The organism is Aeoliella mucimassa, assembly GCF_007748035.1.
GTDB lineage: Bacteria > Planctomycetota > Planctomycetia > Pirellulales > Lacipirellulaceae > Aeoliella > Aeoliella mucimassa.
In genome coordinates this window covers 5,298,982-5,324,952 of record NZ_CP036278.1, presented here as the reverse complement: position 1 = coordinate 5,324,952, position 25,971 = coordinate 5,298,982, and the positions used below count along the sequence as shown (strand labels likewise).

The following is a 25,971-nucleotide window of genomic DNA, read 5'->3' as shown; positions in this document are numbered from 1 at the left end:
TTAGAGTGTGGTGGGGAGCACTCAGGGTTTCGTGATTACGCGACGTTTTTATTCATTTCCCAAGCAAAAAATCGAAATGGTAAGCTGGGCAATTCGGGCGCCCGGTTGATTTAGACGATTGCAAAAAAGATGGCCGCCGATTGCGCGGGAGGCAATCGGCGGCCGGGCGGAGGCTCGCAGTGGGGGCATGCGAGCCAGCGGGGGTGTTAGGAAGCACGACTAGCCAGCACTAGCAGTGATTACAGTTGGTCGACCGGCGTTTCTTCGAACACCAGCTTCGCGGGCGGAACCTTGGCGGCGATTTCGCTAAACGCTTCGATCATTTGCGATTCCATTTCGGCAATCGTCGAACCACCAGGCACGCTGATGAAAACACCATCGCCAGCGGCGGCAATCGCCCGCATGATGTCGCGATCGGCGTTCGCACCCACGGCCATGGTGTGGATGGTAATGCCTCGGCGAATCGCTTCGGTGGCTTCGTAGAACGCGTATTGCTTGTTCGTGTTGCTCGTTGAATAGTCGGCAACACCGTCGCCGTCGAAGTCGGTCCAGTCGTTCCAATGGAAGTTACTCGGCAAGCTCCATCCTGATGGGTAACGATTGGCTTGACCGTCGGTCATCAGGATGATGGTGGGACGGGCACCGTACCGCACGTGTCCTTCGTCCGACGGGTCGTCGGCACTGCCGACAAGCATCTCGCGAGCCTTGAGCACGCCATCGCCCATACCGGTGTACGAGTCGTAATGACCCGCCTGGTGGCGGCGTTGGATGGCATCGATCACTCCATAGTTGGAAGTGATTGGGTTGCTCGAAGTATCGAGCGTCACTTCTCCGTCGTAGTGGGTGGTTTCCCACACCGAATAGGTACCATAGCTCACCAGGCCGACTTCATCGCCGAAGTCGAGTTCGCCCAGGAAGTCGAGGAACAGCGAGGTGCCATTCTTCACTGCGTGGAACGGGTAGTGCGAGGTGCGCCATAGGTCCTCCGATTGATACCATTGGATGCGGCTCTTTTGCATGTAGTTGAGCAGTGAGCGATACCCGTACTTCTTGTGGTAGGGACCACCCATCGACTTCACGCTACTGATGTAGTTCTTCCACAGGTTGCGGCTGGTGTACTCACTCGGCATGCCTTTGGGAGTGCCGTCGGAGTAACGTCCCGACTGAGGGTAGGGATACTTGAGTTGACCCGGGAAGTTGGGGTCGTCCGACGGGTACTTATCTCCAAGCCCCAAGGCTTCGAAGATGTAGTTCGTGTCGTTGCTCGACACGTAGGTACCCTCGGCCGAGTCGATCTCACCATACTCGGTGAGCCACTTAGCACGTTCGGGATGATCGGGCCAGCGGACGTCGGCATCGAGCAGTTGCTGGTACATGCGGTCGATCGAGGCTTCGACCTGCGACTGGCCAAGCGAGTCGAACGCCTTAAATTCGGTGTCGTCGCTCATCGAGCCGGAGAAATCGAGCACGAGAACCATGTCGCGTGCTTCCACAAAAGCGGTGGCCGAAGCCAGGATGTCCACCGAATCGCGGCCGACCGCCCAACCAAAGGCCAGCGGCAGCGCAGCGTCCGGCGCGGCGGAGTCGGAATTGTTCCTACGCGCAACCACCTGCACCACGTTTACTGGGTTTGCACCCCAGTCGATCGGCCAGGTGTTCGTGTTGGGGTCGTAGCGACGTTTCCCAAAGCGAACGTCACGCTGGGGATCGATGAACACACCATTGGCTTCGGCCACCTTCGAGGCCATCAAGCGAGCCGCTTCGGCGGCAATACTATTGGGATCGAGCGAGGGATCAATTCCTGTCTGACCCGCTTCATGCACCGCCGCGGCAATTTCTTGCGACGCTGCTAGTGCGGCCGCATCCACGGCATTTTGCATTTCGGTTTCGGTAAGCACGATGCGGCCGGTATCGACCGTCAAGGCCATGAAGGCAAAGATACCAATCAAGAGGAAGCCGGTGAGAACGATAATGATACCGCGGCGTTGCGAGCGATTCGATGCGGAGTTGAGTTGAGTGCGCATGTTAAAACTCGGGGCGTGAGGAGCGAGGCGGAGGAGGGGGGGGCGAGGGGGCTATTTAGTCGGACAGGTTCGCCCGGCCGTTTCGGAATACCACCGAAGCGGTCAGCGCGTAGTCACTACCATTGGGAACAGACGTGTAGCTAACTGCCGAATAGTTGACCGACACCCGGACTTCGAACAGCCGGAGATCGTTATTGGGATCATCGATGTTGAAGTCGGTTTCCGGATTCTCGAAATCCTTGACTTCCACCGTGATCGAATCGGCGGAGATGCCGTTGGAAGCGAGGAAGCTCTTGATGTCCTGCTCAAGCTTCTGATTGCCGGTCGATCCTTCGGCGAGCATCCCATTACGATCCATCGATGCGAAGCGGGCACCTTCGCGGGCGGCGATGCTAAGCAGGTTCTGCGTTTCGAAAGCCCGGTTTACCGACATCATGCCGAACATAATGGCGACCAGAACTGGAGCAACCACCGCAAACTCCACTGCGGCGATTCCGTGCTTTCCAGAGACCTTCGGGCCGAGGGGTGTTCTGCGGAGGGGCATACGGCGGAACATGAGATGGCCTTTTGGGGAAGGGAACGTGTAAACAGCCCAGCGCGGGCGAGGGGGCTATTCGTGCCTTATAAATGCTCGGCCTTCGAGCACTACGCCGCTCATAAACGGCATAGGCACCAAGGCGATGTCGTTGTAGTCCACGCGGGCGCGCACCACGAACAGTTCTCGCGGCTCGGCGTCGGCAACTTCGATGTTCGGCAGCGCGTCAAATTCCGAGGAGGTTTCGGGCACCGAACCTCCCTCGTCGAAGACTCCGGCACTGTTCACTGAGATATCAGCCACCTGGGCATCGATGGCTCCGCCAATCACTTGGCGAACATGCTGGGTGATCTTGGCGGTTGTTTGACCTTCGGTGGCTCCTAAACGAGCGCCTGCTCGCGTCGCGCTTCGCAGCACGTTGTTCACCATCAGTGCGTGGCCAAACTCGACCAGCGATAGGATGAACATTAGGAAGATCGGAAGGACAAAAGCGGTCTCGACGATGGTCGTACCTCGTCGATCGCGCAGCGCCACACGATGGAGTAATGAACTGTTCATGGCAAGTTCGGGGATCGACGCAGCCACCCAAACGGGGTGGTCGATCCAATGCAAGATGAGTGTGGATTAGGAACGCTGGGGACGAGGCGAGATGAGCGAGGTGAGTTGAAGGTCTACTGTTCCTATTTCAACCATAGGTTACTTTTCGGCGTTGGGAGTAAAAGGCGCAGGTATTGTTCGCTTTTCTTTAAGTCCATTGCAGTCCATTGCCATCTTGGTCCTGCATTTTATTCAGCTAACCAGACCCGCTTTTTCGAGTTCAATTGGACCTAAACTCAAGCGAATGAACAGTTTACGGCTGGAGAATGCGGAGTCTCGCTAGCAGTAAAGAGGGAGGTCCGCAACTAGGTGTCCTCCATCTGGCCGTAATCTTCATAAGTTTCCCCGACCTAAAACTTTGCCGATTTTCTCAAGCAGAGGCTTTTCTACCCCAAATTCAGGGACTATCTTATCCGGGAGCCGGCGTTAGGAAGTCGGCTTATTTAGGGTAGTTTCTGCAGTTATTGTGAACTGCGAAACAGGATTTTTGGGGGTTCTGTCGGTTGTCATTCGGGGCATCCAGAAGCTTTCCCAGTTTCCCCTTTTTTCCATCCGCGAAACCTCGGCGACGACTGACCCAGCCGCTTGGAGGGTAAATGGAACTGTTGGGAATTCGTTTTTTTCTTTTTGTGCATCCGAGAGGATGGGAGGAACACTTTATGAAACGTTATTTTGTGGCGGCTGCCGCGGCGGTGATGCTGCTGGCCGCCTCGTCGGCGAATGCCGACTGTGGTTGCGGAACACCCGCAGTGACCACAGATTGTGGTTGCGAGCCCACGATGGTCACCAAGACCGTCTATGTACCGACCTACGAAACTGTCATGAAGACAGTGAACTGCACTGAGTACACCAAGGAAGAGCGTACCCGCACTTACACTGTGTACAAGCGCGTCCCTCGCACGGAAGAGAAGACGAAGACTTACACCGTGTGTGTTCCTGAAAAGCGCACCAAGACGGTTGAATACACCGTGATGGTTCCCGTTCAGGAAACCAAGACCCAAGAGTACACCGTGAAGGTTCCTTACACGGAAGAAAAGGAAGTTGAGTACACGGTGATGACTCCCGTGAAGGAAGAAAAGACCAAGACCTACACGGTCATGGTTCCCTACACCGAGGAAGTCGAGCAAACCTACACCGTTCAGGTTCCTACCTACGAGGAAAAGGAAGTTGAATACACGGTGATGGTTCCCGTGCAGGAAGAAAAGACCCAGACCTACACGGTCATGGTTCCTTACACCGAAGAGGTTGAGCAAACCTATACGGTTCAGGTTCCTTACACCGAAGAAGTTTCGGCTACTCGCACTGTCACCAAGCGCGTTCCTGTCGAGACCACTCGTACCGTGACCGTTAACACTGGTCACTGGGAAACTCAAACCGTCGAAGTGCCTTGCTGCACCTACGATCCTTGCACCTGCGAAAAGGTCGAAAGCGTTCGTACCTGCTGCAAGCGCGTGTGGGTCCCTGGTTGCGAAACCAAGGAAGTTCCTTGCACCACTTACGAGTGCGTGACTGAGGAAGTGCCTTACACCTACAACGTCACCAAGTGCCGCACCGAAGAACGCACCCGTACCTGCACAGTTACGAAGTGCCGTCCTGAAGAGCGTACCCGCACCTACACCGTGACGAAGTGCGTGCCCGAGACCAAGACCAAGACCGTCAAGGTCTGCAAGATGACCACCGAAGAACGCACCCGTACCTGCAAGGTCACGAAGTGCCGTCCTGAGGAGCGTACTCGCACCTACACCGTGACGAAGTGCGTGCCCGAGACCAAGACCAAGACCGTTAAGGTCTGCAAGTACCGCGACGAAGTTCGTACTCGCGAGTGCACTGTTACCAAGTGCGTGCCCGAGACCAAGACGAAGGAAGTTGAGTACTGCGTGATGGTTCCGCAGGAGAAGACCAAGACCTACACGGTCACCACCTACGACTGCGTTCCTGAAGAAAAGACCCAGACCTACACGGTTTGTGTTCCTGTGACCGTCACCAAGGAAGTTCCTGTGAAGGTTTGCAAGATGGTTGCTCAAGAAGTAACCGTGCCCGCCGATTGCGGATGTGCTAGCAGTTGTGGTTGCGAAAGCTACTGCTGCAAGCGTTTCGGTGGTCGCCTGCACAAGCTGTTCCACGGCTGTGGTTGCACCACTTGCTGCTGCCAGTAGTCTTCCGCTCGTAAGAGCGAAGAGTTAACGTTTAAAAGCGGGCCAGCTTCTTTCGAGAGGTTGGCCCGCTTTTTTTGCGCGCCCTGCTAGCATCCCCCCACTCCCTGCGGGCTTTCTTTCTTGTCTTGCCGCGGGTGGTTTGCTAGAAGCCGGTAGCAAATCCTCGTTAAATTCTCAGGCAACCTCCAGCGACGGTGGTTGTTACCGATCTCCTCTTAATTGGCCATAACAGATGGATCTGGCGCGCGTCACAAGCTTTTCCTTGTTCTCCTGGTTCGTGGTCGGCATCACCGTTTCGTGCGTGGGTGTCGCTTCCTCTGCAACCGCTGCGGAAACCATACCGGGTCCCTATCTCTCGACCGCGACTCCCGAGCCGTTGCCGCTGGAGTTGACCGAACCCGCTTTGGCTCCCATCACGCCCGAACAGGTGCTAAACGTCCCAGCGACCGACGTCGACGTGATGGTCACGGTCGAAGAGCGACCCAAGTGGTACTACCCCAGCTATTGGGTACAACTCCCCGGGTGGGACACCGCTTTGGAACTCGGCATCAACGGTTCGAGTGGTACCAGCGAGAGCCTGAGCGTGCGAACCGGCGGGTACATCAAACGCGAAAGCGATTTGCGGAAGATCGACTTCAACATCTACCACAACCGCACCAAAGCCGGCGGCATCGAAACACAAAACAACGCCCAGGCGAACTTCCGCCATGATTGGCTGATGCCGAACTCCCCCTGGACTATCTACGCGCAGTCGCAGTTGTACTACGACCAGTTCCAGGCGTTCGATCTCAACCTGAATATGAATGGTGGTCTTGGCTACCGTTTCATCGACGAAGAGCACCTGGAACTGACCGGCCGTGTGGGTGCGGGTGCGTCGCGCGAGTTTGGCAGCGTCGACGACGAGTGGGTGCCTGAAGCCCAGTTCGGATTCGACTACGAGCAGAAGCTCTCGGATACTCAGAAGGTTACCGCCTCGATGGACTACTACCCCGAGTGGGAAGACTTCAGCAAGTACCGCATGCTCACCAATTTGGGCTGGGAGGTCGAGCTGGCGGTGCCTTCGAACGTGAGCCTCAAGGTGGCGGCCACCAATCGTTACGACAGCGATTCCGGCGGCGTCGACCCCAACAATCTGAACTATTCGGTGCTGCTGTTGTGGAAGCTCTAAAAGCCGACCACCCTCCGTTATAGGGGGCGATCCGTCGCACATTTGCCAACGAATTGCTACACTATTCCCGTACCCGTTTCTGCGCACCACAGGGGATTCCCCAGTGCAAGGCACCACCCACCCACCTTACGAAGTTCCCGCCGATCATCTCTCGGATCTCCAGAAGGTACTGGATAACGAGATCCCGATGTGCGCGCAGATGAATATGCTGGTCGCCGGCCATACGTCGGAGGGGCTGGCGATGTCGATGCCGCTGGAACTCAATCGCAATCATCACCTCACCGCCTTTGCGGGTAGCCTCAATGCGTTGTGCACCATCGCCGGTTGGGGCACGGTTTACTTGCTACTCCGCCGGCTCGGAGAAGAAGGCAACACGGTGATTCGACGCAGCTCGATCAAGTACCATTTGCCGGTTTCCGACAGCCTGGTGATCGCCCGCTGCCATCCGGTGGCCCCTGCGGCCGAGCAGCACTTTGCCGAGATGTACCTTGAGAAAGGTCAGGCCAAGCTCGACCTCTCGATCGAAATCGCCGGCGATCCACGCCCTTCGGTGGTGTTCTCGGGCTCGTACGTGGTTACCCGTCAGCCGGGATGCCGTTTTGGCATGCCGTAGCCCCGGTCAGTCGCGTATTTAACCGCTCGTGTGTTGCCAAAGTGGCAGTGCTCCCGACGCATGAGAATTTCTTTGTTGCCGTAAGCTGTTATGCTGTAACGACTTGCGGAATCTTGTGTGGTTTGGCATCGGAGTTGCTTTTTACCCCTCCGTTCCTCTGGCACGCATGCCAGGGATTAAAAACGAATGGTCTCGGTGTATTCCGAATTGTTTTTCGTGAGGAGGTAATAGCCATGAAAACTACCCATCCCAACAACCGTCTGCAAAACCTGTTTCCTGCTGCCATAGCCGAGGTCGATTCGTTTGTCGACCAGTTCTTCGGTCCCGCAGCCCGCGGCTCGGCCCTGCGTGCCCCCGTTTCGATCTGGGAGGGAGAGAACCAACTCTACCTGGAGATCGACGCTCCTGGAGTCACCCAGGAAGGAGTCGAGGTCACCTTTGAGAAGGGGCAACTGACCCTCTCGCTCGAGCGCAAGGCTCCCGAGTACGAGGGCAAGCTCTGGCATGCCGAGCGGGGCTTCGGCAAGGTCACTCGCACCCTGTCGCTGCCTGAGACGGTCGATCCCGAAACGATCGAAGCGTCGCTCCGCGATGGTGTGCTGCAGGTAACCATCGGCAAGCGGCCGGAACTCCAACCGAAGAAGATTGAAGTGAAGATTGCCTAATGCCATCGGCTGGCAACGATTCGCAACCGAGCGGTCGCTCCTTTCGAGGAGCGGCCGCTTTTTTATTGCGATTCGCGAAATCGTGCTTGGTGACTTTTGCATTTTTCGCTTCGAAATGGCCACCTGTTCTGTTATAAATGAGTGGAGTACGTATGTATATGTGTAGTGATTGGAAAGGGAGAGGATGATGCCGCGAAACAGCCTGACTAACGATGTCGCGTTGAGCATGGCAAACTGCTTGCCTGCGAGGCGTTATGCCCCCACTCGCCGGCGGGGTGGGGCGAAATGGCGCGAGGCCGAATGCCATCCGCGCGCAAAAGTAACTGGTTTCAAAGGGGCAAACGAGCACCCGCCGCCATCGGCGAGTGAGAATAAAGCCCCCACGAATCGATTTCCCGTTTTTGGGGGCACAATCGTGGTGGGGGCAAAAACGCGATGGCCCTGTCGACGACCGAACTCATTAGGTGCTCTGCGAAATGAACAGGTCGCCCGCGTACTTGCCGAGCAAGCAGGCGGAGAAGCCGAGGCCGCAGTTCAGCATCACGTTCATCACTGCCAGCATCGGCTTGGCAGCGAGGTAGAGCTTCACCGTATCGAATCCAAACGTCGAGAACGTGGTAAGTGCGCCAAGGAAGCCAATGGTGATGGCCGCGCGACCCGAGTCAGTAAGCCAACGCCCACTGATAATCGCTTCGTGCATCAGAAACCCGAGGATGAAACAGCCCGCGATGTTCGCCAGCAATACGCCGATGGGGAATCGCTCGCCGAACAGGCGTTCGGCCGCCATGACCACGCCATATCGGCAGACCGCACCCACGGCCCCTCCGATGGCAATCGCAACGAGTCGGGAGATCACAGGTTCCAAGGCAGCACTCTCTTTCTGCGCAGCGAGCGGCGATTTCGCAGCTCGGCGTGGTCGCTCAAAACAACATGTCTTATTTTGTGTAAATCGTGCAGTTTATCAACTGGCGCTCATATATTCTCACTGGCTTGCCGATTTTAACCCGCGGACGCTCTCTATGAGGGCAGTGCTAGCGGTACGCCGAAAAGCGTGCACGGCGATTGATGTTCTAGAGAAAAAACGTGGCACAGGAGGTGCCGGCCATGGCAGGCAATCATAAACGTACTCACTGGAATCACGATGGTTGGATGCTGATTGCATTCGTGTTCGTCGTTGGGTGGGTAACGCTAGACGCTTGGCAGCCAGAGGCCCCGCAGTTCATCGCGCCGACTCCTCGTTCGCCGCAACTGGCAAAACTCACGCAGATGCTTGAGAACGAACCAGTGCCTACTTATATCTGGTTACAGGTTCCCAACGAACCACCGACGCTTGCTGCTGACGAAGCGAAACCAGCAGAGGAAACAACCGAAGCACCGCTGCTTGCGATTCCGGAGTCGACGGAATTGGCCGAATGGCAACCTGTCGCCGAGGTTCCAATGGAGCTACCCGACCTATCGCTGGTGTTGCCGCCGATGCTGTTCAAGCAAGCGGACGAAACGAGCAAAGTGGTCGATATCAATACCCCGGAAGCGATTTGGCTTCGCGAACAGTTAAGTGCCGACCGCATGGCTAGTCCAGCCTGGCAGGCTGCGCCGATCGACGGATTGGGATGCTTGTCACGGCTGCCGGGAGCCTGGTTGGATTACCGGAGTCGCACGCAGATGAAAGCCCACCTGGCCGACACGAAGCGATACGCCTCGCCGCCGTCGCTGCTGTATGGACCTCAGCTGATGAGCCCTGGCGACCGCCTGGCGATGCGGATGACTCCGGAAGTGGCTCCCACACCGAAGTGGGACGCAAGAAGTTGGGATGAGCAGTTGCTCGATTCGACTCGTCCCTGGATGGGAGCCGGCCTGAATCGGTCGCTTCGCCAGGGGGTAATTGCCGAGCCGAGTGCGTTGATCAAACTGCTGAGCGAACTGGCTGGCGAGCCTTATGCTCGTGATTGGGCGCTGCGTTCTCTCGTAGCGGTGCACGAGTCGGTATCGTCCCCCAACCGGACGTTGGTGCCAACCAGTCAGCAGTTGGAGCAACTCGCGGTGCTGTCGGGCGAAGCCGAGCGGCTGGCGAATCTAGCCCCTAACGCCGGACTGGCGACCAAGCTGCGACGCGCTCGGTATGCCATTTGGCGCCGGGTAGCGGTATGGCAAGCGGTGGCCGGCGTGGTCGCTCCGCCGGTCGAGCAGTTCTCGCTGGCCAGCACCTCGGCGAGCAACGCGAGCGGGCGTGCCAAGACGATTGGTACGCACGAAAGCGTAGAGATCGATCAATTACTGCGAGAGGTCGAAGCGTATGAGAACGCCCCGAGCCAACCCCGCGGCGAGCTACTAAGTCAGCGGATCGCCCAACTGTTCGACGCCCCGTCGATCGCACGCAATGAACTGGCAACCACGTTGTCGGATAACTATAACAACGCCAATCTGCGAGTGGCGATTTCCGAAGAGTTCCTCAATCGCTTCCTGCCAAAAGGGATGACGAAGGTCGAGCCGATTCACGATCGAATTCTTGGCACTCCGGTGAGTGGTCATGCTTCGACCGAAACCGCGGCCAGTGTAGACCTGTTGCCCGATCCCAACGCCTGGCGGTTGGGCATCGAGCTGACCGGGCACGCGAATTCGTCGACCGTCGCGTTTGAGCGAACCGTGCGTGTGAGGACGCAAGGGGTTACGTCGTTCGCAGCCAGGCAGCAGGTATTGGTGAACACCGACGGGTTGTTCACCGGGCCGGTGGTCGCTGATGCGACGAGCACGAGCCGCTTTGTGAACGCGCGAAGCGAGTACGATTTCTTTCCCTTCGTCCACGGCATCGTTCGCTCGAAAGCCTCCAGCGCGTTTTCGCAACGTCGCAGCCGGGCGCAGAATGAGGTGTCGACCAAAACCGAAGCACGGATCCGTCAGGAGATGGACTCGACGGTTCGCGACGCGATGGCCCGCGCGGGAGGCGAGTGGCAAGCCCGCGTGATCGATCCCTTGTCGGGCGGCGGGGTGAAGATCGATCCGGTCGAGATGCTGACCACCGACGAGCGGCTGATCGCCCGCTTGCGGGTGGTGCATGGCGACAACTTGGCCGCACACACTCCGCGGCCGCGGGCACCGAGCGATAGCGTGGCCAGCGCACAGTTGCACGAATCGGCCCTCACTAGCCTGGTGGCCGGGCTAGAACTGGCCGGCCAGCGGCTGACGCCCGAGCAGTTTGTCGAGCGGCTGCAGAAGTTTGCCCCGGAGCTATCGGAGAAAGACGTCGACGACGACGCCCGGGAGGCAATTATCGAGTTTGCCGATGGCGACCCCGTGATCTTCGAACTGAAAGAAGGGCAGTTGCACCTCGCCTGGGAGGTTCGTGAGTTGGTGGTGCGTGGAACTGCGACGAGGAACTTCAAAGTGCACGTGTACTACACGCCGGCCGCTGATGGCCTGGTCGCTCGGTTCGATCACAAGAGTGGTCCCTACTTTGAAGGGAACCTGCGGAACTCGCAGCGGATGCGACTGCAGACGATCTTCGGCAAGATGTTTCCCAAAGATAGCGAACTGCTGCTGGGAACCAAATTCGCCGACGATCCTCGTCTGGCCGGCCTGATGATCACGCAGTTGGTGATCGACGACGGCTGGTTGGGCATCGCGCTGGGCCCCGAGCAGCCAACTCGCTCGGCACAAATCGACCGTTACGCCCCGTTATGGAGGTAGCTAGCAACTTACGAACAATCTGAATGCAAGTTGGTTTACCACTCGCGACGGCGACGGCTGTCGGGGATGCTCATCGACTTGCGGTACTTGGTAACCGTGCGACGGGCGACTTTAATGCCCTCGGCATCGAGCGCGGCCACCAGGGCGTCGTCGCTCAGCGGTTTCGACTTGTCTTCGTTGTCGACGATTTCCTGCAGCTTCAAACGAACGCGATCCCAAGCAACCTCTTCGCCATCGGCACTCGTCGTGCCACCGACAAAGAATCGCTTGAGCGGAAAGATCCCGCGTGGCGTTTGAATCCACTTATCGTCAACCGCCCGACTTACGGTCGTCACATGCACGCCCACTTTATCAGCGATCTGCTGCATTTTTAGTGGTTCAATGAACTCCGGACCTTCATCAAGAAAGCGAGTCTGATGATCGACGATCGCCTGCGAAACACGCGAGATCGTACTACGACGTTGCTCAATGGCATCGATCAGCCATTGCGCCGCGTTGATCTTCTTCTTGATGTACTCTCGAGTTTCGACATCCTTCTGCTGAGCAGCTTGCTGCAGCAGCTTGCGATGGTAAGGGCTGATCGACAGCGAGGGAATTTGATTGTCTTCCAGCCGAACTTCGTACTCGCCTTGTTCGTTGCGTTCAACAAACACGTCGGGCGTGACGCTCGGTACGCTCACGTCGCCGTAATCGGCACCCGGCTTGGGCTTGAGAGTACGCAGCTCGTTCCAGAGCTCGTTGATCATCTCGATGCTGAAGCCGGTTTTCTTGGCGATCTGCGGCAGACGATTGTTTTCGAGATCCTCGAGATGGGTATCGATGAGCGTACGCAGTTCCTCGTACAGCGGCATCGACGGAGTCAGCTGGAGCAGCAAGCACTCGCGCAAATTGCGAGCCCCGACGCCGGGGGGGTCGAGCGATTGGACCACGCTGAGCGCCTTTTCGGCGATTTCCATCTGCTGAGCGTGGTACTGCTCGGCATTGCCGTTCAAATCGACCGCGGCCGGAGGAATCACCTCGACCAGCGGCAGCTTGAGATAGCCATTCGAGTCGAGGCTGTAGATGATCCGTTCGGCCATCAAACGGACTTCGGACTCAATTTCGAACCAGCTCAGCTGATGGTGCAGGTAGTCGGCCAGCGACTCAGGACGGGCCGAGATGTTGGCCATCGCGTCGTGCTGGCGATCCCCTTCGGATTCGATTTGATCGCGCGACGGGCGGCTGCGTTCTTCGTAGTCGTCCGGCAGGTTGTCGGCCATGTTCATGAGCCGTTCGAAGTCGTCCTCGTTGTTGTGCTCTTCGTCCACAACGAGTTCACGCTCCGACTCAGCCGGGGCATCGGGATTCTCGACGTCGTACTCTTCGTTGGAATCCGAGTCGCTATCGGTTTCGTTACTAAGCTCCGATTGCTCCAGGGTTGGATTGTCTTCCATCTCCTGTTCGATGCGTTCCTGCAAGGCCATGATTGGCAACTGCAAGATTTCCATCGACTGGATCATCCGCGGTGCAAGCACCTGCTTTTGAGCCAGTTGCATCTGTTGTCCAAGGGAGAGACGCATCGCCGTACTACCGATCTTAGTAATGGACTTCGCCGCTGCTGGCAGGGGCGAAGGTTTCGTGATTCGTTTGCGAATGGTGTGAGCCATCCGCATGTAGCATACCGCCCACGGGCGAGGGAGGTCAAACCATTAACGTCTAATTGGCATGGATTGTGCTGCAATGATAGCGTAGCATCCCGTTGCTAGCGCAGCACTTCAGAAAACCGGGATAAATCGACCAGTTCACGTAATTAGAAGAAGCGGAAACGTGTTGTCCGGATTCGCATTGTACCCGATTTGTAACAGATTGAGATCAAAAAAATTGACTTTACAAAAATAATCAGATTGATCTCGGCCGCCGCCGCTCCGCAGGCTCGAGCCTTAGGCCTGATCGGCTGGGTTGCCGCCAAGGTTGTTGAGCAGGTCGCCCATGCCCGGCAGGTTGAGATCGCCGGTCATCTCCTGCATGGCTTCCTGGTGAAGTGCCTGAGCCTTTTCCTTAGCCGCGTTGAACGCAGAAGGGAGCAGATCTTCGAGCATTTCGCGATCGCCTTTGGCGACCAGGTCGGGATCGAGTCGCACCGCCAGCACCTGCCCGGTACCGTCGACTTCGACTTCCACCAATCCACCTCCTGCGGTGCCGGTAGCTCGCTTCGTTTTGAGCTGCTCGCCGAGCGCCTGCATTTTGGTGTTCATTTCCTGGGCTTGTTTCACGATGTTGCCCAAGTTGGCGAGCCCACCGAGTCCCTTAAACATAGATTGGCTCCATAGTGTTAACGTTTGGTCGATTTACCAGGTGGTGTCACCCGCAGTTTCGTGGGGTCGGCAGCAAACAGTTCGATCGCCTTGGCGACGAACGGCCGCTCGGCCACTTCGGTTTGCAGCTGACGCCGGGAAACCGCTCGTGGCGGTGGTGCCGCTGCATTACCATTATCGGGCGTTTTCGCCGACTCGTCGACTTCAAACTTGAGCGCGACCGAACAACCGAGTTGCTGGGCCATCGAGTTTTCAAGGCTGGAACGATTCTCCGGGATTTCGCACTGACTCTTCGACAGGCGAGCACCGGGGGCAAAGCTGACCACCACCGAGTTATTATCGTCGCTGAGGCGAACGTCGTGGGCCGCTTCGGCGTGTGTGGTGAGAATCATGCCCAAGTCGTCGGCCATCGTACGCCAGGCTTGTTTTACCGACTCGTTGGTCAGCGAAACCGGAGCCTTGGCAGTTGCCGGGGTAGGGGGATCGACGCGATGCGAAGCCTCGGCGGGCGCGGCTGCCTGCGGCGGGGCGGCTGTCGCGGGTGGAGGAGTTCGCTCGGCGACCGCGACAGCAGGCGGGGAAGGCGTTGGCTCGGGAGCAGTCGCAGTTGGTGCAGGCCGTGGTGGTGGGGACGGTTTTGCTGGCACGTTCCCCAATTGGGCCGCCGCTTCGGCGAAGCTCATCTCCGGCGCGTCATCGTTTTTTTTTACTGCCGCCTGCGGGGCTGGAGCCGACCGAGTGGGGGTTGGCTGACCGGTGCGAAGCTCGGCAATGGCAGCGGCCAGATTGTCGAGATCATCAAGGTGTGCGAGTCGCACCACGGCGGTTTCGGCCAGCGTCCGCGTATGCAGGCTCCCTCGCATCCGCGAAGCGGTTTGATCGAGTACCTGAATCATCGCGAGTACTGTGTGCACGCCGAGTCGCTGACCGAGTTCGCGAGTCAAATCGTATTGACTAGGAAGCACGAAACGCAATTGCGAAGTATCGCATCCCACGACCATGGCCATCACGTCGCGGAAGTAGCCGAGCAGCTGATCGATCAGCTGGCCGACTTCGGCTCCGCCGGCCACCGCTTCGTCCAGGTTGCTGAGGGCGGCTGCTGGATTGCGATCGACAATCGAAGTGACGAGCCGACCGATTCGTTCGCCGGGAGCGATGCCCAGCAAGGTGTAAACTTCGTTGGCTGTGATTTGACTGCCAGCCACGGCGAGCAGTTGCTCGAGCAGCGATTGGCTGTCTCGCATCGACCCCGCAGCGCGAATCGAAAGCACGGCCAGCGCCTCGTCGTCGATTTCCACCCCTTCGGCGCTCGCGATTTGTTGCAGCCGTCCAGCGATGGCGGTCGACTCGATGCCGGCAAAGTCGAACCGTTGGCATCGCGACAGAATGGTGATCGGCACCTTCTGAGGGTCGGTGGTCGCGAAAATGAACTTCACATGCTCGGGTGGCTCTTCCAGCGTTTTCAGAAGCGCGTTGAACGCTTCTTTGGTGAGCATGTGGACTTCGTCGATGATATAGACTTTGAACGGCACCCGGCTCGGCCGAATCGCGACGTTCTGCCGAAGCTGGCGGATGTCGTCGATCTGGCGGTTGCTGGCACCGTCGATCTCGATCACGTCGACATCTTCGCCCGAAGTCACGCTCTTGCAAACATCGCATTCGTTGCACGGCGTTGGGGTGGGGCCTTGCTGGCAGTTCAGGGCCTTGGCCAGCACGCGGGCAGCCGAAGTCTTGCCGACTCCGCGAGCTCCGGTAAACAGGTAGGCGTGACCGATGCGGCCGGTCGAGATCGCCTGCTTCAGGGCCTTGGCTACATGCTGCTGGCCAATCAGCTCGTCGAAAGTCTGCGGGCGGTACCGGCGAGCCACTACCGTGTAGGACTCATTCGATTTCGGCGTGGCGGCGGCAGTTTCGTCCATGTCGCACTACAGAGTCGGGCTGGATGGTTCGCGGAATGCGACGGGTGCTGTTCAGCCCCACCGAAGGGGGCTAAGAGGGCGGCAACGGGCGAGAGACCCCCACACAAACGAACGCATGCTTATGGCTGCTGCGTTTCCACCCTGACCAGGTTCGCAAGGCCCGCATTGCAGGGGCCTCTCGCCCGAAGCCGCCGCTACCAGTATGACGACTGCGCAGCGAGCGTCAATTGCCCGCTCCCAGCTGCTGGCGTAGCTCCGCGGCCTGTTTGTAGTCGGAAACAGCCTTCTGCAGCTTTTCCTGCTCGGCAGCCAGTTCTCCGAGCTGGGTTTCTAGAGTTTCGGCCGTTTGTTGGACATCTTTCTTGGCGGCCGCCAGTTCGCGTCGCTGGGCCTTCAGCTCGTTCAACTGTTCTTCGAGGGCCGAGATCTCGCGATCCGCCTGTTCCACTCGGCTTGCTTCGGCAGTGAGTTTCTCCGTGACCTCGGCGAGCTGGGTGGTGGTCGACTCGACTGCTTGCTGCTTTTCAGCCAGCGACTGCTCGAAGGCCGCTCCGGCGCTGGCGTACTCGCTGATCTCGGCCTTGAGGTTGGCAACCAGCTTCTCGGCTTCGGCCATCTCGGCCTGGCGTTTGCTAAGCTCCTGCTGCAGTCGATCACGCTCCGCGGTAATTGCTTCGATGTTCGGCAGCGTTTTTTCGGCCTCGGTCAAGGCAGCCAGCATTTCTTGCTGCTTGCCTAACTGCTGCTTGAGCGAAGCGACCGCCTGCTGGCTATCGCTATGCGACTTGGCCAGTTGCGGACGATTGGCTTCCGTTTGTTTCTTCTGCTCCTGGATGGCTTCGAGTGCCGATTTGCTTTCGGCGATCTCGGCTTCAAGCTTCGCAGCTTGCTCGCCGTCGGATTCTTCGCCCTCCTGGTTGCCGAGCGCGGCGAGTTTCTCCTGCAAGTCGAACAGGCTGGCTTCGGCCTGCTTTTGCGACTCGGCGGCAGCAGCAATTTGCTGGTCGGCTGTTGCTAGCTGCTGGGCTTCTTGCTCAAGCTTAGCCGTGGCCGCGGCGAGTTGCTGCTCGATGCTCGCCATCGCTTCGCGGGCGGCTTGTTTTTGCTCTTGGTGCTTATCGACCGTAGCCTTAGCCCCATCCAGCGTCATGGTGGCGGCGGCAACCGACTGCTGGGCAGGATCGATGGTGGTACTCGCCTGATTTAGTTGGGCTTCGGCCGTGGCCAAACGCATTGCAAGCGTCGGTGGATTCTCAGCAAGCTGGCCGACGATAGTGCCCGATTCCAGTTCGGCAACTTGGATGCTGCCGGTCCAGTCGGCGAATACGGCCAGTTTCTCGTCGAACGTAGGAGCAATTGCCAGGGCGATGTCGTTGGATTTTCCGAGTTGCTTCAGTTCCTTGCCATCGGTGTTCCAGAGTTTGGCAACACGGTCGCGTCCGACGGTCAGCAAGCGGCCATCTTTCGTAAAGCGGGCGTCAAGCACGCTGGAGCCGCCTCGCCATTGCTTTACGGGATTGCCATTGGTTTGCCAGGTGCGAATCTCGCCCCCATCGTCGACGCTTACAAGCAATTGCGAGTCGCCCCGCCAGGTGACCGCAGTGATGGCCGCCTTATGGCCCGTGAGATTCGCGACCGGTCGTCCGGTCTTGGCTTCCCACAAATGGGCGTTGCCTGCACGATCGGCGGTGACCAGCAGCGTGCCATCGGGGCTGAACTCTAGCGCGGTGACCCAATCGGTATGTTTGGTAATGCTGTAAACCAACTCGCCATCGGCAGTGCGATGCGCCTGCACCCGCCGGCGCGGGCCGCCGAACGCGACGAGCGTATGATCCGAGGTGATATCGGCCGCCAGCACGGTATCGAGCTCGTCGCCGATTTCGGCAATGCGCTTGCCTGTTTTCACCTTCCAGAGATGTACGACGCCGACCTTGGCTCCCTGACCACCCCCGACGAGCAGCAGATCGCCGTTGCGGCTGAAGCGAACCACTTCGGGCGAGCCGGCGAGGAACGGGGCGACGCCGAGCAGTTCGCGAGTGTCGGTGTGGTATAGCAACACTTGCCGCTGCCCGGTAACTGCGACGACTGGCGCCCAGGGGCTCGCGGCCACGTCGGCCACGGCGCCGGGTACGGGGGAGTGGACCACTGGTTCGCGGAAGAATCCGCCCGGCATAGCGGGCTCGCCCTCAGGGCGGTTATCGGCCGAAGGCACAAACGCGGCCACGGCAGCCTTCTTCGATTTCTTGGCCTTCGAGCCGGCGTTTTCTAGCAATCCTCCATCGATCCAGGCTTTGACCAAGGCCAGTTGCTCGTCGGGCAGTTTGTCGGAACCGGGCGGCATGATCGGCTCGTCCAGGTGTGCCATCAATTGGTAGAGTCGCGAACTGTCGGCCGCGCCGGCTTCAACCACTTCGCCGCTCGCTCCGCCGGTTAAGGTGTCGTTGTACGTTTCGAGCGACAGGTCGGCGCTCCGTCCTCCTTGGTCGTGGCAAGCCAGGCAGTTTTCGCGGAAGATCGGCAGCACATGATCGACGAAGGTCACCTTTTCTGGCACTTCGGCGACTGCAGTCGAGGCCATGGCCAGCAATGCTAAAGGCAAGGCAAGCAGCCGCGCGCTGAGTTTCAGTCGAAGGAACTTATCGCTGCAAAGTTGGTCGTTCAACATTCCGCACTCCGGAATCCACATAGGTTGTTGGCCATGAATGCTATTATTCAAGCGACGAATCACAGTGCCGCTGATGGTTTAATGGTTGAAGAGGAACTCGCGAGAGTTGAGCACCGCCCAGAACACGTCCTCGAGTTCTGCTTTTGGTTTCTGCGTGTCACCAACGATTTGGGCGATTTGTTGTCGCTCCTCTTCGGTTGGTTTGCGAGCCAGGCATCGCAGGTAGATGGCATCGAGCACCTCGTCGACCGTGCTGCCCGAGTCGAGCATGCGGCCTACAAGATTGCCTTGCTGCACCTTTGCGTGCACGGTGTTGCCGTTAAGCATGTGCAACGCCTGCGACAACGTGGGATCGGTTTGCACTTCGCACGCACAGACCGACTCACGCTTCGCCCGCCCGAAAGTGGTGAGGAAGTAGGTGCCGGAGCGGCCGTCGGCGATTTCCACCGCCCGCGATCCCAAGGGCAAGCCGGGTAGCTTTTCGGGGTTCTCGGTCACTTGGCAAACGCAGTCGAGCAAGGTTTCGGCAGGGAGCCTTCTCGGCACCGCGTGAGCGAAGTTTCGCAGATCGGTTTCGTTCGACTCGTTGGTCACCGTGGAACGCTGGTAGGCGTTGGAGTTGCAGATATCGCGGACGAGTTGCCGCAGATCGTAGCGATAATCAATCAGGTGATCCCCCAGCGATGCGAGCAGCGCGGGGTTCGAAGCGGGATTGCTCACCCGGAAATCGTCGACCGGCTCCACGACGCCGACCCCCATGAAGTGGGCCCACACGCGGTTAGCGATGTTCGGAGCGAACCAGGGATTCTCTTCGCTAGTGACCCATTCGGCCATGATTTCACGGCGATCGCGTCCCTTGGTATCGGGGGCCTCGCCGCCGAGGAACTTGGGAGCGACCTGCTGCCCGGAAACGGGGTGATTCACCTCGCCTGCACCGCGGTTGTAGATCATCCATTCGCGATAGTCGCTTCCACGCTTGCGGTTAATCTGCGAGAAGAACGCGGTGAATCCGTAGTAGTCGTCCATCGTCCAACGATCGAACGGATGGTTGTGGCACTGGGCGCACTGCATGCGAATGCCGAGGAACGACTGGGCGACGTTCTCCGAGATCTTATTGGTATCGGGCTCGATTTGGTAGAAGTTGGTTTGAGGGGTGTCGAACGTCGAACCGCTGGCCGAGAGCAGGTCTTTGACCATTTGATCCAGCGGCACTCCGTCGTCGATCTGCTTCTTGAGCCATTGCGAGTACAAGAACATGGCCTTGTAATCCACGCGATTCACTTCCGATCGCACCATTAACAGTTCGGCTAGCTTGAGTGCCCAGATCTCAGAAAACTCATCTCGGGCGACCAGTTCTTCGATCTTCTTCGCGCGTTTGTCGGGAGTTCGGTCGTTGACGAACTGTTCGACCTCCTCAGGCGTCGGTAGCATGCCGATGGTGTCGATCGACAACCGACGGAGAAACTCGGCATCGGAACAAGTTTCGCTCGGCAATATGCGTAGATCGGTGAGCTTGCTATCGACCAACTCGTCGATGTAATTCGCAGGTTGCGTTTCGGGTGCTTGGTAGTCGAGTCCATCGGGGAGCACGATCACCTGGCTGCCGACCGTATGCGTATCGAAGCGAGCCATGACGAAGGCTTCGCCGCGGGCGCCGGAGGTGGCAATGCCTGCCCCATCGAGCTTGGCGACCGAGTCGTTGTTGGAGCTGAACACGGCCAGATTGGTAACGTCGCGGGTGGAGCCGTCGCTGTAGTTGGCGATCGCTACGAATTGCTGTGTGGTTCCGGTGCCTTCGAGCACGATCCGCGGTGGATAGAACTCCACGCTCTCGACGGTTGGGGCACCTTCCAAGTCGTTCGGTACGCCCTGCTCGATCCACGAGCGGAGCTTCCCGTAGTAAACCGTGTCGTGGTCAAACAGCTTGCCGCCGGTGTGGGGGACTCCTCCCACCGCTTTGACCAGCAGCAGGCTATCGTCAGGCAGTGCCCGATTGATCCGGCGAGTCGAGAGTTCGCGGGTCAAGCGATCGTAATCGGCCTTGGGATCAAAGCCGAAGAGCGAGAGCATGAAGCCATCTTTGCCGCGAGCCGACCCATGGCACGCACCCGAGTTGCACCCCGCCCGCACGAGTACGGGGATCACGTCGTGACGATAGCTGACTGGGTTGGTGGTCTCGACGTTGCTGACCGTCACCTGGCAACTGGCGTGCAGGTCGCCAAGTTTGGCTCGCAGTTGTCCTGCTCCGTTGGCTAGCGGGTGGAGAGTCGATTCGGCGAAAGCAGCAATGTCGCCGGCGGTGTCGAGTTGCCATTCGACCTGGTTGGTGACATCGATCGAGATGCCATCGTCGCGTTTGGCGACCGCGACCACGGCCTGGTAGTCATCGGCATGATTCAGCGCGGCGTTGGCCGGATAAACCGTTAGCTCGACGAACTTCGCTTCGTCCGCGCGGAGGGGATCCGCTACCAGGAGCGAAGCAAACGCCAAGAGTGAAGCTGCGATTCGTTGGAGAGTCATCATGTAACCTGGTTAAGTCCAAGCGAATGAATGGAAGGGGCACACACGCAAAAGTCAGCGGCTAGCGCGACGCTTGCTGGGTTTGTTCGGGGGGCAACGGCTTGTCGACGCGAAGTTCGCCGTAGCCGACGGAGTGTTCAACAGGTTCGCCGTTTTCGATAATCGTTACTCGGCAGAACAGGCTGCGGTGTTGTCCCACTCGGGCGTCGCCCGCTGCGTTGAGCACAAACGTCAAGTCGCTTGTTTCGCTCGTGATGGTTGCCGGCTCGGTCGTCACTCCAGGCGGGAGGCCGATGAGCTCTACCTTGGCTTCGCCTTCGAACGGTTTATGTTGCTCGATGGTGATCGGGAACTCGACGCTTTGACCTTGCTCCACATTCGGGCGAGGCAGTTCCATCGCGACGTAAGGCTCGCTGATCGTGAGCGTCGCCAGTGGAGTAGCGGTGACAAGCTTGCCTTGCGAATTGGCTTCGCCACGGACGGCAATGCTCCACTCGCCGACGCTAGCCCGCTCGTTAGCGGTGACCGGAATGGTCGCTTCGTTTTCGCCTTGCTTGATACGTAGCGAATTGTTGCTCGACACGCCTGGCGGGTTATAGAGCAAGCGGACGAGAATCGCCTCGTCAAAGCCTTCCTCGCGTTCGGCGATGATCATCAGCCCTTTGTTGCCGCGTTGCACCAGCGGTGCCTTTGGTTGTTCGATGCGGATCGAGTAAGGGGCTTTCTGAGTAACCGCCACTACCGCGGTATCGCTGGTGTAACCCCACATATCGACATTGTTCTGGCCGCGAATCATCCAGTTGCGTTGGGTGAAATTCGCCGTCACTGCTTCGTCGTTATCTGCTCGGCGGGCGTGCACGGTAGCGAGCGACTGCCCTAGCGGGGCGTCGGGGCTGGCCGAGAAAATTACCGGCAGCCGATCGTAGTTGCCAGCCAGCTTGGGGAACTCGGCCGAGACGCCAGGCGGCAAATCGCGCCAGTCGAACAACAGATCGCCGCCGGTGTCGCGGCGACCGACTCGCAACACACCTCCGTTGCGGTTGCCCTGAGGGACGTCGAGCAGTTTTGCTACGTAGCGCTCTTGCTCGTCGAAATCCAAGTCGACAATCGGAGTGGCCGCGAGTACTTCGAGCCAGTAGGTGAAAGTGTCGCCGCCACGCCCGAGGCGATCTTCGATTTCGGCAATGTACTCGCCATCCTCTGGGACTTGAAAGCGAACGTAGCTGTCGGGATAGCCGCGGTCGTCGTCGTTGCTCGCGAGATTGGCTCCATCGGGTTTACGAATGCGAAGCACCGAATCCATCGGCGAGCCGATCGCGCGAGCGTGCAGCCGGATGTGATAAACCTGACCTTTGGTTGCCTTGAAGCGGAAATGGTCGCGATCGCCGGGCTTGTCGATTCTTCCGTAGAAGGCTCCCGGAGCTTCCCCCACGGTCGCCTGGTCGCGAGCGTCGTTCGGTTCTGCTTCGCCAACCACCGGGGTGTCGACCACGTGCAAAGCAAACTCCGAAGGAGCTTGTCCCTGATCGTCGCGGGCGTAGTAATTGAACTCGCTTGTTGGTTCGCTCGGCAATTGAAGCTCCTCTGCGTGAGGGCCTTTGGCGTCGCCGAACGATTCCACTCGAATGGTCTCACCGACTCTCCCCCCTGGCGGATAGACCGCCAGCGGACGAGGGAAGTTGCCTACGTGTAGTCGATAGGTGCAATTGTCGTCGCCGCGATACGCGCTCTCTCGCAACTCCACCAAGTAGTTTCCGTCGGCCGGAGCAATGATCGACAGGCACCCGTCTTGTCGCATGGTGGGCCAATCGTCGCAGCGGGCGAGTTCGGTCCCTGCGGCATCGTAGAGCACAATCACCGGATCGAAGAACGTACGTCCAAGCCGTAGGCCTTCGACCTCTACCGAGATCCGCTCACCCGCTTTGGCCGCAAAGCGAAAGTGGTCGACATCTTCCCGTTGGACGACTCCATTCACCACGGAACCGAACGCAATCTCTTGCGGCTCGAGCGGGTTGGAGTTTGGTTCGGCCTCCACGATTTCAGGAAGCGTACCGACATGAAAGGTCATGACGCTGGAGATGCCAGTGGCGGTTCGCAGTCGCATGGCATAGCGGCCCGGGTGGGCGTCGGGCGGAATCGACAGCGTTGCTTTGGTGTGGTTGTCGTCGACCCGCTCGATGTTCACGACGTTGATGCCAGGATCGTGCCAAAGAATCTCTTGTGGATCGAGCCCCAAACGGGGACCCAATAGCGACACCACCACTTCGGTGCCGCGCTGACCTCCTTGCGGATTCAGACGCTGCAACAGCGGGTCGGATGCATAAGTGGTGGTCGCCAACAGGGCGATTAGCAGGACCACGGAAAGACGAACGAGTCGCATGGCTACCTCGAAGGAGAAACTTGCTGTAGCGAACATCGAACCTCGGCACTTAGCCGACGATCTCGCGGCGTACCTGGCCGCCCTTGACGATTTCGATGGGGCGGGCGCCGGGAGCAATCAGTTCTTTCTCGGCGTTGATGCCAAGCTGATGGTAGATCGTGGTGGCCAGATCCTCGGGGCCAATCGGCACGTCGGTCGGCTCGCTAGCTGTCGCACCGCTCGAGCCAACGATCGCACCGCGATGGACACCACCGCCAGCCAGGGCGACGCTGAACACCTTGGGCCAGTGGTCACGACCACCGTCCTGATTGATTTTCGGAGTGCGACCAAACTCACTGGAGACCAGCACCAGGGTTGAATCGAGCAGACCACGCTCATCGAGATCGGAAATCAATGTCGCGTACGCCCGATCGAAATCGGGAACCAGTCGTCGCATGTTCGCGGTGATCTGAGCGTGGTGATCCCAGCCGCCGTAGGTGAGGGTGACGAAGCGTGCGCCGGCTTCGACCAGCCGACGAGCCAGCAACATGCGGGCACCGGCCTGGTTGCGTCCGTAGCGATCGCGAACATTACCTTCTTCGGCTTCCAGATTGAAGGCTTCGCGCGCTTGCGGCGAGTTCACCATGTCGAACGCTCGTTCGTAGAACGTATTCATGGCGGTTACGTTGTCGGCATTCACTCGCGACGTGAAGTCGCTATTCACCAGGCTCAGCAACTCACGACGGCGACTGTAGCGAGAGTCGTCTACGTTGCCTGGCATACTCAGATCGCGAACCTTAAAACCGCTGCTTTCTGGTGCGGCACCCAAACTAAACGGGGCGTGCGACGAACTCAGGTAACCGGTGCCGGCCGAGGGATCGGCCTGGTTGGGAATCGCGATATAAGCTGGCAGATTGTTACGAGGGCCAAGCTCGTGACTCACCACGCTGCCCATGCTGGGGTACACCAACGCAGGGCTCGGGCGGTAGCCGGTAAACATGTTGTGCACGCCACGCTCGTGGGCGGCTTCGCCGTGGGTCATCGAGCGAATCACGGTGAGCTTATCGGCAACCTGGGCGGTTTGCGGCATCAGTTCGCTGAACTTCTCGCCGGTGATCTTGGTGTCGATCGCCTTGAGTTCACCCCGGTACTCGATGGGAGCGTATGGTTTGGGGTCCCAGGTCTCCTGCGACGACATACCACCGCCGAGGAATATGTGGATCACACTCTTGGCTTTTTCAGGAAGTTGGGTTTGTCCCTCGGAAGCCTGAGCCGAACGGAGGAACAGAAAATCTCCCAGCGAAAGCCCAAGGCCTGCGAGAGAACCGACGGCAAGAAATTGACGACGGGGGAGTTGAAAGGGTAGCGACATCCGAAGCTCCTAGGGCAGTGAGTTGAGCAAACAACGACGCAGCGCACGTAAAAGGTCGCGCCAAACACTCGGAAGCATGGAAAGGCAAGCGATGCCGGAGGGAGGAAAATAAGGCGGGCCGGGGGGAACACTCAGAGGGCACGTGCAGTGTACCCCAAGCTGATGGTTGGCCAGTCTATCGGCTAAACAGAGGAATGTCAAAAAATTGACACAAAAAAACCGGCCCCTCAAAGGGGCCGGCTTTTTTGAAGAACCGAGTTTTCAGCAGAAGAGAGTTTCACTGAGCTTTACGTACTACTTGCAGAACCGAGTTTTTGGGCACCACACCAGTTCGGGGCTGCTGAATCCCGCATGACAGAGGCCACGCGAAACTCACTTTTTTATAGATTGTTAAGCTGCAGAAGGTTCAGCAACTACGGGTTGAGGGGTTTCCTCGGTATCCCAGGTTTCAAGTTCGTCACGCAGCACCAGCACGTTGTCCGGGGCCTCGATTCCGACGCGAACCTTATCGCCGCCGATCTTAACGATGGTAACCACGATCGAATCGCCTAGGCGAATTCTCTGCGATTCCTTACGGGAAAGCACTAACATAGGGGGGCACCTCCGTGTGTTTTGATCACCAACTCGATGTACTGTAACTATGTATATCAAGCGGTGGTTGGGGGGTCAATACTTTTCTCGCCAGATCTCAAAAGTACACGGTCGCGTGCAGATTTCTCCCGCTATTTATAGAGTGTCTCCATAAGGCACCCTATCTCCTGGACTCTACTGCTTGCAGCTAAGCGGCTACAAGTTTCGGACTCTGGTAGTGTACGCTGCCGACAAGCTGGGTCTTGCGACAACGTTCACCAACGGAGTTGTAGTACCAAATGGTACCCGAGGCCAATTCCCACACAGCGGTCACTTGCAGTTGCCGCGGGCCGTGAAGCACGTACATCACTGCACATGCTTCGCCATCGCGGCAAAGTGCTCGTTCGCTTAGCGGAAAATGGTGTAGCTCCAGGTTCTCCAGTTCGCACAGGTTTTCGTTGACGTGGTCGTGGACTGCTTGCTGATCTTCCAGTCGAATTTCTTGCATCCGCATCGTGGGTTTCGATCCTCTTCGTTGTAGTCATCCGTGTTCAACGTGAACCGATTACCAAACTCTCCACGCCAAGGCTGTGCGATAGCTTCGTAAAATCTGCTTTGCAACTATTGATTGCTGGCATCCAAAAATATCGGTCCAGTAAACCGAGAGGCTTTGGTAGAGTTGGTAAAATAGGACACTTTGGTGCAATGCGTTGTTTGTTGCGCGGGATTCACGCTACAAACAACACCCTTTTATCGTCCACCACCGCGAGAGATTTTCGGTGACAACCGGCTGGATTGCGGAGGTTTGCCCGGTTTCTGGGTGGGCATTG

Annotated in this window: 18 protein-coding genes and 1 other RNA gene; 5 read left to right on the top strand and 14 right to left on the bottom strand. The window is 58.3% G+C overall.

The features are described 5' to 3' along the window. Nucleotides 1-239 precede the first annotated feature (239 nt). From Pan181_RS20840 to Pan181_RS20830, 3 genes are read right to left on the bottom strand one after another with little or no spacing between them, the layout of a single operon-like run. Nucleotides 240-2,024 (bottom strand): vWA domain-containing protein, encoded by a 1,785-nt coding sequence (locus Pan181_RS20840; protein ID WP_145249720.1) that lies wholly within the window; start codon nucleotides 2,022-2,024, stop codon nucleotides 240-242. Nucleotides 2,025-2,079: 55 nt separating this feature from the next. Continuing rightward, complete coding sequence (locus Pan181_RS20835) at nucleotides 2,080-2,580, bottom strand: TadE family protein (protein ID WP_145249718.1); 501 nt, start codon at nucleotides 2,578-2,580, stop codon at nucleotides 2,080-2,082. Between the two features lie 54 nt (nucleotides 2,581-2,634). Then, the gene (locus tag Pan181_RS20830; protein WP_145249716.1) at nucleotides 2,635-3,117 is read right to left on the bottom strand and encodes a TadE/TadG family type IV pilus assembly protein; all 483 of its coding nucleotides are present in this window, start codon (nucleotides 3,115-3,117) and stop codon (nucleotides 2,635-2,637) included. A 698-nt stretch (nucleotides 3,118-3,815) separates the two neighbouring features. Here Pan181_RS20830 and Pan181_RS20825 point away from each other — a divergent pair. From Pan181_RS20825 to Pan181_RS26290, 4 genes are all read left to right on the top strand, one after another. Beyond that, nucleotides 3,816-5,312: a hypothetical protein gene (locus Pan181_RS20825; protein ID WP_197528565.1), complete on the top strand. Its 1,497-nt coding sequence runs from the start codon at nucleotides 3,816-3,818 to the stop codon at nucleotides 5,310-5,312. Nucleotides 5,313-5,574: 262 nt separating this feature from the next. Then, nucleotides 5,575-6,480 (top strand): DUF481 domain-containing protein, encoded by a 906-nt coding sequence (locus Pan181_RS20820; protein WP_197528564.1) that lies wholly within the window; start codon nucleotides 5,575-5,577, stop codon nucleotides 6,478-6,480. Nucleotides 6,481-6,583: 103 nt separating this feature from the next. Continuing rightward, entirely contained in the window at nucleotides 6,584-7,093 is a 510-nt protein-coding gene (locus Pan181_RS20815) for a YiiD C-terminal domain-containing protein (protein ID WP_145249710.1), read from the top strand. Nucleotides 7,094-7,326: 233 nt separating this feature from the next. Further along, a complete protein-coding gene (locus tag Pan181_RS26290; RefSeq protein WP_197528563.1) occupies nucleotides 7,327-7,758 on the top strand; it encodes an Hsp20/alpha crystallin family protein in 432 nt (143 codons plus the stop codon). A 460-nt stretch (nucleotides 7,759-8,218) separates the two neighbouring features. Here Pan181_RS26290 and crcB read toward each other — a convergent pair whose 3' ends face one another. After that, on the bottom strand, nucleotides 8,219-8,614 hold the full coding sequence (crcB, locus tag Pan181_RS20805) for a fluoride efflux transporter CrcB (RefSeq protein ID WP_231943883.1): 396 nt from the start codon (nucleotides 8,612-8,614) through the stop codon (nucleotides 8,219-8,221). Nucleotides 8,615-8,862: 248 nt separating this feature from the next. Here crcB and Pan181_RS20800 point away from each other — a divergent pair, with 248 nt between their 5' ends. Beyond that, complete coding sequence (locus Pan181_RS20800) at nucleotides 8,863-11,442, top strand: hypothetical protein (protein ID WP_145249704.1); 2,580 nt, start codon at nucleotides 8,863-8,865, stop codon at nucleotides 11,440-11,442. Nucleotides 11,443-11,477: 35 nt separating this feature from the next. On the opposite strand, the gene rpoN is transcribed toward Pan181_RS20800, so the two are convergent. The 10 genes from rpoN to Pan181_RS20750 all read right to left on the bottom strand — a co-directional run bounded on the left by rpoN (nucleotide 11,478) and on the right by Pan181_RS20750 (nucleotide 25,655). Continuing rightward, on the bottom strand, nucleotides 11,478-13,001 hold the full coding sequence (rpoN, locus tag Pan181_RS20795) for an RNA polymerase factor sigma-54 (protein WP_145249702.1): 1,524 nt from the start codon (nucleotides 12,999-13,001) through the stop codon (nucleotides 11,478-11,480). A gap of 360 nt (nucleotides 13,002-13,361) precedes the next feature. Next, complete coding sequence (locus Pan181_RS20790) at nucleotides 13,362-13,736, bottom strand: YbaB/EbfC family nucleoid-associated protein (protein WP_145249700.1); 375 nt, start codon at nucleotides 13,734-13,736, stop codon at nucleotides 13,362-13,364. A 17-nt stretch (nucleotides 13,737-13,753) separates the two neighbouring features. Then, a complete protein-coding gene (dnaX, locus tag Pan181_RS20785; protein ID WP_145249698.1) occupies nucleotides 13,754-15,655 on the bottom strand; it encodes a DNA polymerase III subunit gamma/tau in 1,902 nt (633 codons plus the stop codon). Nucleotides 15,656-15,739: 84 nt separating this feature from the next. Continuing rightward, nucleotides 15,740-15,838, bottom strand: an RNA gene (ffs, locus tag Pan181_RS20780) — signal recognition particle sRNA small type. Nucleotides 15,839-15,878: 40 nt separating this feature from the next. Beyond that, on the bottom strand, nucleotides 15,879-18,320 hold the full coding sequence (locus Pan181_RS20775) for a WD40 domain-containing protein (protein ID WP_197528562.1): 2,442 nt from the start codon (nucleotides 18,318-18,320) through the stop codon (nucleotides 15,879-15,881). A 78-nt stretch (nucleotides 18,321-18,398) separates the two neighbouring features. Then, complete coding sequence (locus tag Pan181_RS20770; protein ID WP_145249694.1) at nucleotides 18,399-20,843, bottom strand: DUF1549 domain-containing protein; 2,445 nt, start codon at nucleotides 20,841-20,843, stop codon at nucleotides 18,399-18,401. A gap of 58 nt (nucleotides 20,844-20,901) precedes the next feature. Further along, nucleotides 20,902-23,220, bottom strand: coding sequence for a PPC domain-containing protein (locus Pan181_RS20765; protein WP_197528561.1), 2,319 nt, complete (start codon nucleotides 23,218-23,220; stop codon nucleotides 20,902-20,904). A gap of 49 nt (nucleotides 23,221-23,269) precedes the next feature. After that, nucleotides 23,270-24,571: a DUF1501 domain-containing protein gene (locus Pan181_RS20760; protein WP_145249690.1), complete on the bottom strand. Its 1,302-nt coding sequence runs from the start codon at nucleotides 24,569-24,571 to the stop codon at nucleotides 23,270-23,272. Nucleotides 24,572-24,961: 390 nt separating this feature from the next. Further along, a complete protein-coding gene (locus tag Pan181_RS20755) occupies nucleotides 24,962-25,162 on the bottom strand; it encodes a carbon storage regulator (protein ID WP_145249688.1) in 201 nt (66 codons plus the stop codon). Between the two features lie 187 nt (nucleotides 25,163-25,349). Beyond that, on the bottom strand, nucleotides 25,350-25,655 hold the full coding sequence (locus tag Pan181_RS20750) for a hypothetical protein (protein ID WP_145249686.1): 306 nt from the start codon (nucleotides 25,653-25,655) through the stop codon (nucleotides 25,350-25,352). Between the last annotated feature and the right edge of the window lie 316 nt (nucleotides 25,656-25,971).